This is a genomic window from Mycobacterium sp. HM-7 (genome assembly GCF_053852335.1).
Genome location: NZ_CM132657.1, coordinates 4,554,987 through 4,570,670 on the forward strand (window position 1 = coordinate 4,554,987; position 15,684 = coordinate 4,570,670).

16 protein-coding genes are annotated in these 15,684 nt (G+C 66.0%); 6 read left to right on the plus strand and 10 right to left on the minus strand.

Going from position 1 to position 15,684, the window contains the following annotated elements:
- Positions 1 to 231: 231 nt before the first annotated feature.
- Entirely contained in the window at positions 232 to 594 is a 363-nt protein-coding gene (locus ACWW1C_RS21925; RefSeq protein WP_455980234.1) for a DUF4345 domain-containing protein, read from the minus strand.
- 88 nt (positions 595 to 682) lie between these two features.
- Here ACWW1C_RS21925 and ACWW1C_RS21930 point away from each other — a divergent pair, with 88 nt between their 5' ends.
- Positions 683 to 1,306 carry a TetR/AcrR family transcriptional regulator gene (locus ACWW1C_RS21930; RefSeq protein WP_455980235.1) on the plus strand — a complete coding sequence of 208 codons (624 nt, stop codon included), beginning with the start codon at positions 683 to 685 and terminating at the stop codon, positions 1,304 to 1,306.
- Between the two features lie 122 nt (positions 1,307 to 1,428).
- Complete coding sequence (locus ACWW1C_RS21935) at positions 1,429 to 1,833, plus strand: tRNA (cytidine(34)-2'-O)-methyltransferase (RefSeq protein WP_455984388.1); 405 nt, start codon at positions 1,429 to 1,431, stop codon at positions 1,831 to 1,833.
- Positions 1,834 to 1,851: 18 nt separating this feature from the next.
- Here the strand turns inward: ACWW1C_RS21935 and ACWW1C_RS21940 are convergent, their stop codons facing one another.
- The 4 genes from ACWW1C_RS21940 to ACWW1C_RS21955 form a co-directional block, all read right to left on the minus strand.
- Entirely contained in the window at positions 1,852 to 2,493 is a 642-nt protein-coding gene (locus ACWW1C_RS21940; protein ID WP_455980236.1) for a nitroreductase family protein, read from the minus strand.
- 95 nt (positions 2,494 to 2,588) lie between these two features.
- Positions 2,589 to 3,158, minus strand: a complete 570-nt coding sequence (locus ACWW1C_RS21945; RefSeq protein ID WP_455980237.1) for a TetR-like C-terminal domain-containing protein — start codon at positions 3,156 to 3,158, stop codon at positions 2,589 to 2,591.
- Between the two features lie 81 nt (positions 3,159 to 3,239).
- Entirely contained in the window at positions 3,240 to 4,793 is a 1,554-nt protein-coding gene (locus ACWW1C_RS21950; RefSeq protein WP_455980238.1) for a succinic semialdehyde dehydrogenase, read from the minus strand.
- Positions 4,794 to 4,992: 199 nt separating this feature from the next.
- Complete coding sequence (locus ACWW1C_RS21955) at positions 4,993 to 8,292, minus strand: error-prone DNA polymerase (protein ID WP_455980239.1); 3,300 nt, start codon at positions 8,290 to 8,292, stop codon at positions 4,993 to 4,995.
- A 110-nt stretch (positions 8,293 to 8,402) separates the two neighbouring features.
- Here ACWW1C_RS21955 and ACWW1C_RS21960 point away from each other — a divergent pair, with 110 nt between their 5' ends.
- Positions 8,403 to 8,831: a BlaI/MecI/CopY family transcriptional regulator gene (locus ACWW1C_RS21960; RefSeq protein ID WP_455980240.1), complete on the plus strand. Its 429-nt coding sequence runs from the start codon at positions 8,403 to 8,405 to the stop codon at positions 8,829 to 8,831.
- A 21-nt stretch (positions 8,832 to 8,852) separates the two neighbouring features.
- On the opposite strand, the gene ACWW1C_RS21965 is transcribed toward ACWW1C_RS21960, so the two are convergent.
- The 5 genes from ACWW1C_RS21965 to ACWW1C_RS21985 form a co-directional block, all read right to left on the minus strand.
- Positions 8,853 to 9,281, minus strand: a complete 429-nt coding sequence (locus ACWW1C_RS21965; RefSeq protein WP_455980241.1) for a nitroreductase/quinone reductase family protein — start codon at positions 9,279 to 9,281, stop codon at positions 8,853 to 8,855.
- 148 nt (positions 9,282 to 9,429) lie between these two features.
- Entirely contained in the window at positions 9,430 to 9,627 is a 198-nt protein-coding gene (locus tag ACWW1C_RS21970) for an Lsr2 dimerization domain-containing protein (RefSeq protein WP_455980242.1), read from the minus strand.
- Between the two features lie 135 nt (positions 9,628 to 9,762).
- On the minus strand, positions 9,763 to 11,004 hold the full coding sequence (locus ACWW1C_RS21975) for a GNAT family N-acetyltransferase (RefSeq protein WP_455980243.1): 1,242 nt from the start codon (positions 11,002 to 11,004) through the stop codon (positions 9,763 to 9,765).
- Positions 11,005 to 11,166: 162 nt separating this feature from the next.
- Positions 11,167 to 11,817, minus strand: a complete 651-nt coding sequence (locus ACWW1C_RS21980) for a DUF998 domain-containing protein (RefSeq protein WP_455980244.1) — start codon at positions 11,815 to 11,817, stop codon at positions 11,167 to 11,169.
- A 31-nt stretch (positions 11,818 to 11,848) separates the two neighbouring features.
- On the minus strand, positions 11,849 to 12,265 hold the full coding sequence (locus tag ACWW1C_RS21985; protein WP_455980245.1) for a DUF2784 domain-containing protein: 417 nt from the start codon (positions 12,263 to 12,265) through the stop codon (positions 11,849 to 11,851).
- Between the two features lie 162 nt (positions 12,266 to 12,427).
- Between ACWW1C_RS21985 and ACWW1C_RS21990 the strand changes: the two genes are divergently transcribed.
- Genes ACWW1C_RS21990 through ACWW1C_RS22000 form a run of 3 tightly spaced genes read left to right on the plus strand, consistent with a single transcriptional unit; the run spans position 12,428 to position 15,680 of the window.
- Positions 12,428 to 13,648: an iron-containing alcohol dehydrogenase gene (locus tag ACWW1C_RS21990; RefSeq protein WP_455980246.1), complete on the plus strand. Its 1,221-nt coding sequence runs from the start codon at positions 12,428 to 12,430 to the stop codon at positions 13,646 to 13,648.
- Positions 13,645 to 15,027: a MadS family sensor histidine kinase gene (locus tag ACWW1C_RS21995; protein WP_455980247.1), complete on the plus strand. Its 1,383-nt coding sequence runs from the start codon at positions 13,645 to 13,647 to the stop codon at positions 15,025 to 15,027. Before ACWW1C_RS21990 ends, ACWW1C_RS21995 begins: the two co-directional genes overlap by 4 nt.
- The gene (locus ACWW1C_RS22000) at positions 15,024 to 15,680 is read left to right on the plus strand and encodes a MadR family response regulator transcription factor (protein WP_455980248.1); all 657 of its coding nucleotides are present in this window, start codon (positions 15,024 to 15,026) and stop codon (positions 15,678 to 15,680) included. Before ACWW1C_RS21995 ends, ACWW1C_RS22000 begins: the two co-directional genes overlap by 4 nt.
- The last annotated feature ends 4 nt before the right edge of the window (positions 15,681 to 15,684 follow it).

Consider the following 15,684-nt stretch of genomic DNA (forward strand, 5'->3'; position numbering starts at 1 on the left):
CGGCTCGGCTTTCCCGCCGGCCATGGGGCCGCAATCAGTTAAAGGCGCATGTTTCATATTGGTGTTCCCCGCCGGATCATCAGCCCACTCGGGCACGGGAAATCCGCCTGGCAATCTGTCGCAGTATGACAGCGATGAGCAGCCGTTTCCATGCTTCACATCCAACGGACAGTGTTCGTGACCGATGTGTTGCACAGTTGTGTGGTAAAAGCGCGCTATCCGATGTGCCGCTCAGCCAATTCGCTTGAGCAGAACCCAGTTGAGTGCCGGGACAGCGATCTCGACAACGATCAGCAGCAGATAGAAGGCATTGGGCGCCCCGGTCTGCCAGATCGCGAGTAGTCGAGCCACGCCGCCGGCCAGGAACAGCCCGCTCAGCACATGCACCAGCGTCGAGCGCCGGGCAAGATCGGCGGCGGCCCAGATGAATCCCGCACCGAAACCGATGAAGAGCACGGCATAAAACCGCAGTTCACTGTCGATGGTGGCGTTGACCAGGCCGCCGGCGATGATCGATGGCGGGCCGAACAACGCGTGCACGAGCCCGATCGCCATGCACGCGACGCCGAAGACTCTCAACCACCACTTCGTCACCACACCCCACCACCACTATTAGATGTAATCTAATAGCAGGCTAGCGGGCATGCGCGGCCGTGGTCAACAGGTGAATTACAGTGCCTGAATGGCACGGAGTCGGTTAACCCCCGACCAACGCCGGGATCAGATTCTCGATCTCGGTATGGCGGCGTTCTCGGTCACGCCTTTCGAGCAGGTGTCGATGGAAGACATCGCGGCGCAGGCCGAAATCTCGCGGGCTTTGATCTACCACTACTTCCCCAGCAAGAAGGAATTGTTCGCGGCGCTCTGGGCGCGGGCCCACGAGCAACTGGCCGCGGGTTCGCATTTCACCTCGAGCGGCACGGTGCGAGACCAGGTTCGCGCCGCGCTTGTTACTTACTACTTGTTCTACGAACGCAACCTGACCCTGGTCATGATCGCGAACCGCAGCGCCATCGCCGCCGATCCCGTGGTGCGCGACCCCATCACCATGGAGCTCACGGGCCTGCGCGACCGCATCGTGAACTCGCTGGACCTGACCGAGAGCGGCCGCGACGTGATAACCGTCGCCCTGTCCGGCTGGCTCGCACTCGTCCGCGAGGTCGCACTGGAATGGCTTGGGCTACAACAAATTTCTCGCGATGCCGCGGTCGACCTCTGCATGTCGGCGCTCGAGGGCCTGGTGAGCCCGCACGCCGATCTGAACCAGCTGCCCCGCGGAGTGGCCGGTTCCGCCGCCGCGCAGTAACCCACCTCAGCCCGTGGTTGACTCTCTCCCGACGACACCGACGCAAGGGAGGCAGCAGGGTGGCACTGAAGGTGCTGTTCTACTCACCGCGCATCGCACCGAACACCGGCAATGCGATCCGGATGGTCGCCGCCACCGGCGCCGAACTGCACCTGGTCGAGCCGCTCGGCTTCGACCTGTCCGAGCCGAAGCTACGTCGTGCCGGCTTGGACTACCACGATCTGGCATCGGTGACGGTCCACCCTGATCTGCCGACCGCCTGGCGGGCACTGATGCCGGCGCGGGTGTTCGCCTTTACCGCACATGCGAATTCGTCGTTCGCCGACGTGACCTACCAGGGGAACGACGTCTTGATGTTCGGACCCGAACCCACCGGCCTGGACGCCGAGACCCTCGCCGACGCGCACATCACCCAGCAGGTCCGAATCCCGATGATCCCGGGCCGGCGGTCACTGAACCTGTCCAACGCCGCGGCCGTCGCGGTGTACGAGGCGTGGCGTCAGCTCGGCTTCGCCGCAGGCAGCTAGCCGAGCTGACGCGTCAGCTCACCAGGTGTCCCAGTGCGCGAGCTGCTCGGCCGGCAGCCGCTGCGCCTTCTTGAAGTCGGTGCCCTTGGTGTAGGCGATCGGGAACAGCCCGGCCTGCGTGTACCGCTCGAATGGGATGCCCAGGAGTTCGGCAGCCTGCCGCTCCCCGTCCCCGAGCAGGTGCAGCGTGGTCCAGGCCGAGCCCAGACCCCGTGAGCGCAGCGCGAGCATGAAGCTCCATGCCGCAGGCAGGATCGAGCCCCAGTACGACGCCTGCATGCCGGCTTCCGCGCGGTCGGGCCGGCCCTCGAGGCACGGAATCATCAGTACAGGAGCCTTCTCGAAGTTCTCGTTGAGGTACTCCGCCGAGCTCTTCACCGCGCCGGCCCGGTCGTCCCGCATGTCGCCGCGCTGAGGGGCATCCATCGCGAGGTACGGAGTGCCGTTGGTCCGGTAGATGTCGGCCAGCGCCTTCTTCTTCGCCGCGTCCTCGACGAAGACGAACTGCCAGCCCTGGTTGTTGGAGCCGGTCGGCGCCTGCAGCGCCAGATCCAGACACTCCATGATCACCTCACGCGGCACGGGCTTCTCGAAGTCGAGTCGCTTGCGCACCGATCGGGTGGAGGTCAGCACTTCGTCAGCGGTGAGGTTCAGCGTCATAGCCGCACCTTACCGCCGGTCGAATTGCAGCGGTTCGGACCGTGGTCGATCCGTCGCGGGCATCACCAGTCAACTTGGTGGGCAACGACTTTCAGCTACCCCGGAGCGACGGCGCGGCACACCATGTCGACCAGCGTCCGGCGGTACTCCTCGTCGACCGGCTCGTGGGTGAGCAGCAATCGCATGTTGATGGGTGCCATCAGCATCTGCAGGACTATCCGCGAATCGAGGTCGGCCCGCATTTCATCGCGGGCCACGGCCCGGTCGAACACGTCCTGCATCGCCGACGCCCGGCGCTGCCATACCTTCTGGCGAACGTCGACGCGCATCCCCGAGCGATTCGGAATCACCAATGCGCTCTGAATCCGGCGCCCTGAGTCCGAATTGAGGTAGGCGGCCATGGCGAGCACAAGAATCGCCAGATCGCCGGCGAGCGAACCGGTATCCGGCGGGCCCAAGGTACGTCCCGGCCAATCGAGCAGCACGTCAAGGAGCAACTCTTCATCGTCGGGCCAATGTGCCGCGATCGCCGTTCGGTCGATGTCCCTCCGTGCCAGCAGGTTTTCCACACTGAAACGCTCGATGCCCCACTGGGTCACCTCGTCCAATGCGGCGGCAAGTATCTGCTCACGCGTCGGAGCTGAGACGGTCCCCGGATTGTCCACGACGGCCCCTCCCCGACACGTGTGTCAATAATCGACACAGTGATACCACAACGCGTCGCGACCGCGACGGCGTTGTTGCGCCTAATGCCGGGGCAGCTTGGTCACCGCGCGCACGATGGGCACCAGCGACTTCTGCCACAACGACTTCGACAGACCGAACGGCGGGTCGAGGTTCAGCACCTTCGACGTCGAAATAGTCTGGGACTCGGTGTATTTCAGCAGGCCTTCGGCGCCGTGCCGGCGACCCACACCCGAAATCCCCATACCGCCCATGGGCGCACCGAGGCTGCCCCAGGCCAGGGCGTAGCCCTCGTCGACGTTGACCGTGCCGGACCGCAGGCGGGAGGCGATCTGCTCGCCCTCCTCGATCGAGGCGGCCCACACGCTGGCGTTGAGCCCGTACTCGGTGTCATTGGCCTTGGCGATGGCCTCATCGACGTCGGCGACGGGGTAGATCGACACCAACGGACCGAAAGTCTCGTTGTTGGCGCACTCCATGTCGGAGGTGACGTCGGTGAGCACGGTCGGCTCATAGAACAGCGGACCGATGTCCGGGCGGGCGTTGCCACCGGCAATCACCTTGGCGCCCTTGACCTTTGCATCGTCGACGTGGCCGGAGACGGTCTTGAGCTGACCTTCGGAGATCAGGCTGCCCATGTCGACGGTGAAGTCGTACGTCGTGCCGAGCTGCATCTTGCGCACCTGGTCGCCGAACTTGCGGGTGAACTCGTCGGCGATGTCGCGGTCCACGTAGATGCGCTCGATCGAGATGCAGAGCTGACCGGCATTGGAGAAGCAGGCGCGGGTGGCAGCCTTGGCGACCTTGTCGAGGTTGGCGCCGCGGGCGACGATCATGGCGTTCTTGCCACCGAGTTCGGCAGAGAACCCGATGAGGCGACGGCCGGCGTGCTCGGCGAGGTGGCTGCCGGTGGCCGACGAGCCGGTGAACATCAGGTAGTCGCAGTTGTCGGCGATCGCGGTGCCGACCACCGAACCCGGCCCGGGGACCACGGCGTAGAGCGCGCGCGGCAGACCGGCGCGGTAGAGCAGTTCGGCGCAGGCGAGCGCGCAGTACGGGGTCTGGCTGTCCGGCTTGAGCACCACGGCATTACCCGCGAGCAGGGCAGGCACGGCGTCGGACACGGTCAGGGTCATCGGGTAGTTCCACGGCGAGATGACGCCGACGACGCCCTTGGGCTGGTAGGCCACGGTGGTCCGGTTCAGGCCCGGCAGCAGGGGTGCGACCCGGCGGGGCTTGAGCAGCTTGGCCGCGACCTTGGCGTAGTAGTCCGCGTTGGCGAAGAGGTCGATGATCTCTTCCTGGGCCGCCCACCGCGCCTTGCCGGCTTCGGCCTGCAGCAGGTCCATCAGGAACTCGCGGTTCTCCAGCACCAGGTCGCGGTAGCGCGCGATCACCGCGGCCCGCTCGGCTACCGGCCGCTTGACCCAATCCCGCTGTGCCGCACGCGCTTTGGCGAACGCCTTCTCGGCGTCTTCGGCGGTCGCGACCGGGATGGTGGCCAGCGGCTTGCCGGTGAAGACCTCATCGATGGTGCGGGTCGGCCGAGCGTCGACGTTCTCAATGGCGGCCAGTTGGCGCAAACGATCGAAAACCTGCGCTGACGGTGCGGGCATACTGGCTCTCCTGAGTCGATCACGGGTGCGCGGTAATTTTGCGGTACCGGCGGTCTCGGTAAGACTACTCGACAGCCTGCGGCTGCCATAGATCCAGCTTTTTACAAATCGGCCGATATGTCAATGAACTGGGCAAAATTACCCACTTCGTCCGACAGTGGGTCAGTCATCGGGGTGATGCCGGCGCGGATCATGGCTCTCAACGGAAGTCCCGGGATTTGGCCGCTACCCGCAGATCGAGACGGCCCATCCGGTCCGCGATCACGGTGACCGCCCCGCTGGCGTTCTGGACGATGCCGCGCACCAGCAGCGCCGGTGCCGTCTGTGCCAGTTTGCGGTGCCGGGACCACACCCCCGGTGCGCACAGCACGTTGACCATCCCGGTTTCGTCCTCCAGGTTGATGAACGTCACCCCCTGCGCGGTGGCCGGACGCTGCCGGTGCGTCACCGCACCGGCCACCACGATGCGGGTGCCGTCGGGCACCTCCAGCAGCCGATTTGCCGGGACCACGTCCAGTGCGTCGAGGCCTTCCCGCAGGAATTGGGTCGGGTAGCTGTCCGGCGAGATGCCTGTGGCCCACACATCGGCGGCCGCCAGCTCCAGTTCCGTCATGCCGGGCAGCGCCGGAATGCCGCCGGCCGACCCGACGCCGGGCAACCGGTCGGGGCGTTCCGCGGCCGCCGCCCCGGCCGCCCACAACCCCTCCCGCCGGGTGATACCGAAACACCCCAGCGCACCTGCGGTCGCCAGCGCCTCGGCCTGCGGCACCGACAATTGCACCCGACCGGTCAGGTCGAGCAGAGACGTAAACGGCCCGCCCGTTTTTCGTTCGTCGACGATGCGCTGCGCCAGCTCGTCCCCGATGTGCCGGACCGTTCCCAACCCCAACCGCACCTCGGTGCCGCGGTTCTCGCACGTCGCGTACGCCAGGCTGGCGTTCACATCCGGCCCGTGCACCAACACCCCGTGCCGGCGGGCGTCGGCCACCAGCGACTGCGGCGAGTAGAAGCCCATGGGCTGGGCCCGCAGCAATGCCGCACAGAACACCGCGGGATGGTGCAGCTTGAACCACGACGAGGAGAACACCAGCGACGCGAAACTCAGCGCGTGACTCTCCGGAAAGCCGAAATTAGCGAAGGCTTCGAGCTTTTCGTAGATCCGCTCGGCTGTCGGTCCGGTGATGCCATGCAGTTCCCGCATGCCGTCGTAGAACCGCCCGCGCAGCTGCCGCATCCGTTCGGTGGATCGTTTGGACCCCATGGCCCGGCGCAGCTGGTCGGCCTCGGCCGGCGTGAAGCCGGCACAGTCGACGGCCAGTTGCATCAGCTGCTCCTGGAACAGCGGCACGCCCAGGGTCCGGTCCAACGCGGGCTTCATCGACTCGTGCTCGCAGTCCGGCTTCTCCAGTCCGTTGTGCCGCCGGATGTACGGGTGCACCGAGCCGCCCTGGATCGGGCCGGGCCGGATCAGCGCCACCTCGACCACCAGGTCGTAGAACTTCTTGGGCTTCAGCCGCGGCAGGGTGGCCATCTGCGCCCGGGACTCGACCTGAAACACCCCGACTGAATCAGCGCGCTGCAACATCTCGTACACCGCGGGTTCGGTCAGATCCAGCTTGGCCAGGTCCACCTCGAGGCCCATGTGTTCTCTGGCCAGGTCGATCATGTAGTGCAGCGCCGAGAGCATGCCCAGCCCGAGCAGGTCGAACTTCACCAAACCGATTGCCGCACAGTCGTCTTTGTCCCATTGCAGCACGCTGCGCTTTTCCATCCGCGCCCACTCCACCGGACACACGTCGGCGATCGGGCGGTCGCAGATCACCATGCCGCCGGAGTGAATTCCCATGTGCCGCGGCAGATTCCTGATCTGCAGTGCCAGGTCGATCACCGCCTCGGGAACGTCCTCGACATCCGGGGAGTCGGCCAGCCCGTTCCACCGACTGATCTGCTTGCTCCAGGCGTCCTGCTGCCCCTGCGAAAAGCCAAGGGCCCGAGCCATGTCCCGCACCGAACTGCGGCCGCGGTAGGTGATGACGTTGGCCACCTGCGCCGCGTAATCGCGGCCGTACTTCTCGTAGACGAACTGGATGACGTTCTCGCGCAAGTCCGATTCGATGTCGATGTCGATGTCGGGTGGACCGTCGCGCGCCGGGGACAGGAACCGCTCGAACAGCAGCTCGTTGGCGACCGGGTCGACATTCGTGATCCCCAGGGCGTAGCAGACCGCCGAGTTGGCGGCCGATCCCCGACCCTGGCACAAGATGTCGCTCTCCCGGCAGAATTCGGTGATGCTGTGCACCACCAGGAAGTAGCCGGGGAATTCCAGCTGCTCGATGATTTTGAGCTCATGCTCGATCTGCCGGTACGCCTTCTCCCTGTCCGCATCCGGCTTCCAGCCGTAGCGACGGGTCGTCCCCTTCGCCACCAACTCGCGCAGCCAACTGATCTCGGTGTGCCCTTCCGGCACGTCGAACGGCGGCAATTTCGGTGCGATCAGCCGCAATTCGAACGCACACTGCTCCCCCAGGTCGGCGGCGTTCGTAACCGCACCCGGATGGTGCGCGAACAGCCGGGCCATCTCTGCCCCGGACCGCAGATGGGAACCGCCCAGCGGGGCCAGCCAGCCTTCGGCCTCGTCCATCGAGTGGCGGGCCCGGATGGCGCCCATCGCCATCGCCAGTTTCCCCCGCGACGGTGCGGCGAAATGCGCGGCAGTGGTGGCGATGACGTCGAGACCGAACCGCGGCGCCAGCGCAGCCAGCGTGGCATTGCGTTCGTCGTCGAGCGGGTGCCCGTGGTGTGTCAGTTCGACAGTCACCCGGTCCGCACCGAACCGGTCCACGAGGTCTTTCAGGGCAGCCGCTGCCGCATCCGGGCCACCCACCGACAAGGCTTGGCGGACATGACCTTTACGGCAACCGGTGAGAATCTGCCAGTGTCCGCCGGCGGCCTCGGTGAGGGTATCCAGGTCATAACTCAGCACCCCCTTCTCGCCGCCGGCCAGATGCGCCCGGGCCAGTTCCCGGGACAGCCGCCGATACCCCTCGGGTCCGCGGGCCAGGACCAGCAGATGTGGACCGGGCGGGTCGGGCAATTCGGTGCGAGCCGTGTTGCTGAGCGAGAGTTCGGCGCCGAAAACCGTCGCCATGTCGAGTTCTTTGGCGGCCTCGGCGAATCGCACGACGCCGTAGAGCCCGTCGTGGTCGGTCAGTGCGATGGCCCGTAGATCGAGCCGGACGGCCTCCTCCACCAGTTCCTCCGGAGTGCTGGCGCCATCGAGGAAGCTGTACGCGGAATGGGCGTGCAACTCGGCGTACGGCACCGACGGAACCGGCCGCGCCGGGCGGTTCACCGGTTGATAGTCACCGCGTTTGCGCGACCAGGCCGGGCTGTCACCGCCGTCGGCCGGCGATTCCGGAGAAGCACCGGCCACCCGAGGTTTACCCTCGAGCACCCGCTGCATCTCCGCCCAGCTCGGCGGCCCGTTGTGCCAGCCCACCACCCCACAATATTCGAAACTTTGTTCGACCGCCAGATGCGCAAGCCCACGGGAACTCCGACCGGCTCGCGCGCGACTAAATCCCCGAGGGCGTCGGAGAGGGACGGAAGATGACCAGGCTGAAGCACTTGGGCAATCTGGAACGTGAAGTGATGGATCACCTCTGGGCCGCGGACGGGCCGCAGACCGTCCGCGAGGTTCACCAAGCCATCTGCGCGGAGCGCAGACTCGCGTACACCACCGTCATGACGGTGCTGCGCAGACTTGCCGGCAAGGGCGTGGTCCTACAACTGCGCCACGATCGCGCGCACCGCTACGTCGCCGCGCACAGCCGCGATCAGCTGGTGGCCGGTCTCATGGTCGACGCGCTCGGACAAGCTGCCGAGCAGAGCGACCGGCACGCGGCGCTGGTGCATTTCGTCACGCAGGTCGCGGCCGACGAGCTCGACGTACTTCGCCGCGCCCTCACCGCCGTCCACCCCAACGCACACGAAACCGACAGTCGCCCAGCGCGTTTGAGTCCCCGACTCAGCGCCTGACCGGGCGACGTCCGTATCCGCTCAGTCGGTGAAGTCGATCCGGACGGATACCGGAGTGGTTTCCAGCGCCTTCACCATCCCGGCCCCCATTCGACCGAATTTCCGGCCGCGCGCGACGACATCGTCATCCGGCCTGAATTCCGCAACGCCGGTGCGCCACCGATTCCCTTGGCGCACGCGGACATTCGGATTGCCGGTGATGTTGCTGCCCCAACCGGACCGCGTACCGTGCTGACAGATCACCCAAGCACCGTCGCCGTCGAACTGGGCTGATACCGGAACCCGACGCAACTGTCCGGTCTTGCGACCGATCGTCTCCAGTTCCGTGGCCAACGCAGTGTGCACACCCAGCCTGGTGAGCCCCTTCACCACCGGGTTGAGCACATAACGGCCGATGGCACGTTCCCTGCGGAACTTGCGCAGCGTCTTGTCCGGGCTGGCATTACTCATGACCGTCTCCGTACTCGAAGGCCCGACCACCTGTTGGTGACCTCCCGAGCAGCTTAGTAGACCGATCGGTATACATCAACGTTGGTCATGACGCCCGATCTCATGGCCGTTCATCCGCAGGCACTCCACATGACGGCTGTTCCAGACGTCAGCTCGTTCGGACGCGCCGACGGCTGGCCTTGCTGGCCACCCGGATGTAGGGCTCGAACGTGCCGCGCATCCGTAGCGCGTTCGCGTCGGACAGATCAATCGCGTACGTGACCCCATCGATGGAAAACTCGATCGTCTCTGCGGCGGCCGAGCCGTCCAGATCATCGGTCCATGTCGTTGAATATCGTTTCGCCACCGGAACATTCACCCCTGTAAACCACGACAGCCTGCAACGTCTCCCCGGAGAAGCTAGCGGAGCGTCACGCGACGGACTACGCGCTTTCGCCTCTTTTATTTCGGCTGGTCAGGTGGTAAGGGCACGGGCACCGGACTAGAAGTCGTCGGGCACGCCGGGTGCGACAGGCCAGCCGAACGCCACCGCGATCCGGTGCACGGCACCCGGGGTCAGCTCTTCCACCAGGCCCGCGGTCGCCAGCGCCTGCAGACTCACACCGCCGAGGTAGACAGCACCGAGCTCACGCGTGGCGATCGCGATATCGGCCGGCGCGGTGGTGGTTTCGCATTCGGCACCGTCAGGGCCGCCACGCAGACGCCACCGACCGGTGTTCCACGCACAGACCTCGTCGACGACATCCAGCACCACATCGACAGGAGCGGCGTAAGCGCGCAACGTCAGTGCGCGAGGCACGTCGACCAGCCTGACGTAAACACCGTCTCTGACTTCGCACGCCAGGGCGCGCTGGTCGGCCACCAGACTGCGGAGCGGCTCATCGACGGCAGCACCGTCGTAAGTGACGGTCCTGACCAGATCCATATCCAGGAGATAACGCCAAATCTTGGCGTACGCACGGTGATTGGTCGCCTGTACTTCTTGAACCTGGAGTTCACTGTTGGGCTGGCCGCGGTCTGTCCACCTGTTTTTAGGCCGGTAGATGGCGAATCCGCTCGCGGTGCCGTCGGCCTCGTGATGCAGGAGGAAGCGAAGCTTGCCGGCATCCTTGCGCCGCACCTCGTTGTCGTGGATCCAGTTGTCCCACCACGGGCGCGGCCGCTCCATCAGTCCGGGCCGCCGCATCATCGCCCGCTGGTGGATCTCGGGTCCCCTCGCCATCAATGTCTCGGCGTCGACGTGCGTCACCGAGCCGTCGCCCAGCTGGACATCCGGCCGGAATCCCAGTTCACGTACCTTGCCGGAAAGCTCCGCCACCGGCACTGCCATCCCATAGCCGAAGCGCCCATAGATGGTGGCCTCAGACGCGAACAGCATTGCCAGCGCCTCGGTTCCACGCGCCCGGATGTCCTCGAGCTGGTGGCGCATCATCGCCGAGAGCAGGCCGCGGCGCCGATTGCTGGGCGAGACGGTGACCATCGTGACGGCGGCCACTGGTGTTGTGCCACCACCGGGCAGTACCACTTGCTTCCTGAACGCCCCGGCAGTGGAGACCCAGTTGGTGCCGTCGTGGAAGCCGAACGTGCGGTCGTACTCGGTGAAGGCGCGCATCAGGTCGATCTCATCCTGCTGCGGATCCTGCAAGAACACCCCGTAGGACGTCGCCATGAACGCATCGAAATCATCGCTGTCGCTCACAGAGCGCAGCGTCAAATCAGTCATGCACCAACGGATATCACAGGGGCGCATGGCGAGTCATCTGAATTTCCTTGCAGCAAAGAAAGACTGAGCGCGCAGTCAAGCCGGTGACGCATACCCAGCACGGCCGACAGCTATGAGATGCCGATGATTGCATCGCGACCGCAATCCCCAATCGCGCGCCGGCTACGCCGCGTCGGCGTGTGACCCCACTTCCGGTAGCGATCTCGAATCGAATACGTTTGCGCGGAAGGGGATTGGGGTAACGGCGTTTCCGGCAGCCGTGTATGTGTTCCGCTGCCTCGCAAACACCACGACCACCAGCGGCCACGCCAGCTCCGCCACCGCCGTCAGCCGTTCGGCCAGGCCGAGAAAGACACCGTGGTTGGCCTCGAAATACACCCACAGAACCAGGGCACACAGCACCAGCGTCGCGGTCAGCGCCCAACGAGGACGGCATACCAGCGGTGTGGTCGACGCGCTGCTCATACCCAGAATCGGCACCAGCGCCAACGCGATGAGGCCACTCGCGGCCGCCAGCAGATGGGTACTTTCATTGGCGCTCACCGTGACCGGGAAGGCTGCGACGACAAGCCCGCAGCACCCGGCGATCGCCAGTGCAACCCGGGCAGACAGTCGCAGCACACGCAGCCCCATGGCTGTCGCGATCTGACAGACCGCGCTCAACATGAATCCGGCAGTCATAATCCCTTGGCCACTGCCTCGTCCCGCGAGAACACTCAGCGTTTCCGACAGCGGGTCATAACTCGTCGTGAGGACGTCCCTGGCGACGACTGCTGCCGCCACCAGTACCGCAGGAGCCCCCGCGGCGGTCACCAAAGTCCACCCGGCAACTCGGCGTTCTTGCTCAAGCAACATGAGAACGGCTCGGCATTCGATTGTGGCGGCGCCACAGTCCGAGCCATGACACCAAAATGACCGCACACACTGCCATTCCGGCAAGGACCCCCCACCCGCGGGGATACAGCACACCCGCGACGTGGTCGTCGATGAACCCCGCGCGCGGTAGCGGTGCCATGCCGCCGGCGTCGCGCGCCCACCGTTCGATGGCGGTCAACGGACATTCGACGACACCGGTGAGGATGATCAGGGTCCAGCCGACGATGAGCGCGTGCAGCCAGATCGTCACGGGCCAACGCCACGCCAGGAACCCGCCGGCGACGAGATAGCCGAGGAAGGCGAAATGCGCGGCAACCGCCGCTACTGCGATCGCGGAATACGGCATCGTCCCGACCTCTTCGAACTGGCGTAGCTGCTGCGACATGGATACCCGGCCGGCAAACCGGCAAACCGGCAGAGCAACCACCGCGCCCGTCGACCCGCGCTACCTACCCGATCGGGTAGGTACTGACCTACCCAGGCGCACATTGGTCCAGACCGCGGCACGCCGTAGGCTGGGCGTGTTACCTGGATCACAGGATGAGGGATGGGTCTGGTGAGACTCGATGTGGTGGCGCCCGCGCAGATCGCGGCGACGACGGCGGCGACGGCTGTGCCGACGCGGCTGTTGAAGTTCCACGCCCCTGAGATTGTGTTCGGCATCGACTCGATGGCGGAGGCGGCGCACGCCGCCGTCCGCCTGGGCGGGCTGCGGCCCATGCTCGTCACCGATCCCGGCCTGATCGAGGCCGGCTGGGTGGCCGAGCTGGTCGGGCACCTGCGTGCCCAGTGCGTCGAGGCGCACGTGTGGAGCGCTCTGACCCCCAACCCCAAAGACCACGAGGTCACCGCCGGCCACGAGTTCTACCGGTCGCACGGCTGCGATGTGCTCATTGCGCTGGGCGGCGGCTCGGTGATCGACGCGGCCAAAGGCATAGCGATCCTGGCGGCCAACGGCGGCCACATCCTCGACTACGCCGGCGTCGACAAGGCGACCGCGCCGATCCCGCCCCTGGTGGTGCTGCCGTCCACCTCGGGCACCGGCGCCGACGTCTCGCAGTTCTGCATCGTCACCGACACCACCCACAACACCAAGATCACCATCCTGGGCCGTGCCCTGGTCCCCGACATCACCGTCATCGACCCCCGCCTGCTCACCACCATGCCCGAATGGCTCAATGCGGCAACGGGTCTGGATGCACTGACGCACGGCATCGAAGCGTTCGTATCGCTGGGCCACAACCAGCTGACCGACCACCACGCACTGCGGTCGGTCGTGATGGTCACCGAAAACCTGGTCAGCACCATCGAGCGACCGCAGGACATGCCGGCGCGGGTGCTGATGGCGCAAGCCGCGTTGGAGGCGGGCCTCGCGTTCACCAACGCCATCCTGGGCGCCGCGCACGCCATGAGCCATCAGGTCGGCGGGCTTCTCGACTTGCCGCACGGCGTCATCAACGGCGTGCTGCTCCCCCACGTCGTGCGGTTCAACGCCGAGGCCGATCCAGCACCCTTCGCCACCATCGCCACCTGCCTCGGAATCGCCGACAAGCGGGCGCCGGAACTGGAATCCGCGCTGGCACTTGCCGATCGGCTCCAAGAGCTGGCCAGGCAGGTCGGCGTGCCGCGCGGACTGGCCGAGCTGGGCGTGCGCGACACCGACGTCCCGGTGCTGGCCCGCAACGCCCTTCAGGATGCGTGCCTGACCACCAATCCCCGCCCCATCGACGAAGCGCAATTGCGCGCGCTGTTCCGGGCTGCGCTATGACGACACTGCCCGGCAACCCGGTGGTGGCGCGACGCGCGTCCGCACCGGATCTGGACCAGCTCACCGGCGTGCGGTCGGGCAAAGGGACGTTCTATCCCGAGTTCCGGGTGGCCGCGCAACGCACCGAACGGGTGGTCGCGGCGCTCGACGCCATCTCCCGCGCTCTGGTGCAGACCGTCAACGGGCCCGAGAATCTGGTGCGGGCCGTCGCCGAGGCAGCCCGCACCCATCTCGGTGCCGAATGGGTACTGCTGGCGCTGGCCGACGGCGCTCTGCCGGAGGCCCGGCCCCGTCACCTCATCCTCGACGCCGACGGGCACGCGTATTCCTTCGAAGGCCTGTCGGGCACCAAACATCCGGTGCCGCACCTGCCCGATGCGGTCCTGAACCGGCTCAACGACGTCCTTCGCGGTCAGCTCGCCCAGTTCCGGGTGCCGGTGATCGAAAGCCACCATTCACATGTCCCGATCGAACTCGACGGCGGTGTCGTCGGAGCGTTCGCGGCCTGGACACCACCGCACCGGCTGCTCGACGGTATCGACGAGGCGGTGATGCGAATCCTGGCCAGTCAGACCGCGGTTGCGCTACAGAACTGTGAACTGTTCCAGCGCTCGCAAACCCTGCTGGCACAGTCCGAGGCACGCAATGCACAGCTGCTGGCCACGCAACGCGAACTCGGTGCGGCACAACGCCACCAGGTGCTGGACTCCGAGCGACAACGGATCGCGAGGGAACTGCACGACAGCGTCACACAAACCGTCCTGTCGGCGGGCATGCAGATCGAGGTCTGCCGAAGTGAGGTCGAATCACGTTCCGGTCCAGCAAGTCTCGTCGAACGGCTGGACACGGCCAAGACGTTGACCCGATCCGCGATCGACCAACTCCGGTCGGCCATCTACGCGCTCAACCATTCCTCCGACGCCGACCGGTCCAGCCTCCCCGAACTGCTCGAACAGCTCGCCACGGTGCACATGCCGAAAGATCTACGGGTGACGCTGCGCGTCAACGGAGATATCACCGAACTGCCCAGCGCTGTGGAACGGAGCCTGCTGCGGATCGCCGGGGAGGCACTGTTCAACACTGCGATGCACGGCCGCGCCTCACGCGCCATCGTGCGACTGAATTACCGCGCCGCCGGGGTCACCCTGTCGGTGTCCGACGACGGCACCGGTGACCCGGACAAACTCCGGCTCAGACTCCGGCTGGCCGACGTCGCGGACCTCGACGGCCATCATCGCGGGCTGGCGAACATGCTGGCACGGTGCCGCGAATACGGCGGCACCTTCACCGTCGGCCGGTCTCGCATCGGTGGCGTGCGGGTGGTGGCCACCATCCCGCGGGACCCAGAAGGAATTCGGGGCGAAGGAGTCGTGCCATGACCGTAGAAACCAGAACCGGGACCATCCGCCTCGCACTGGTGGACGACCACGCGATCCTCCGCCAGGGGCTGCGATCATTACTGGAACGCGAGGACGATCTCGTAGTGGTGGGTGAAGCTTCCAGCGAGCCGGAAGCAGTGGCCATGGTCGCGGCGACACTACCCGATGTGGTGCTGGTCGATCTCAAGCTCTCGGCAGGGTCGGACTTCGAGGGATTATCTTTGTGCACCAAGCTTTCTGGAGCCCACCCTGACGTCGGTCTGCTCGTGCTGACCACATTCCTCGATGAAGACCTCGTGGTACGCGCGGTACATGCCGGAGCGCGCGGCTACGTGGTCAAGGACGTCGACACCACGGAACTGGTGCGGGCGATCCGGGCCATCTCCGCCGGGCAGAGCGCGTTCGACTCGCGCAGCGCAGCCGCCGTGGTCCGTTCGCTCGGCGGGCGCGGCGATCAACGCGAGAAACTCACCGACCGAGAGATCGAAGTGTTGCGGTTGCTCGCGACGGGCCTGTCCAACCACAAGATCGGTGAGCAGCTGTACATCTCGGCGACCACCGCCAAGTTTCACGTCAGCAACATCATGCGCAAACTCGACGTCAGCCGGCGCGCCGAGGCCGTCTACGCAGCCAGTAAACGCGGGCTGATCTAGGCCG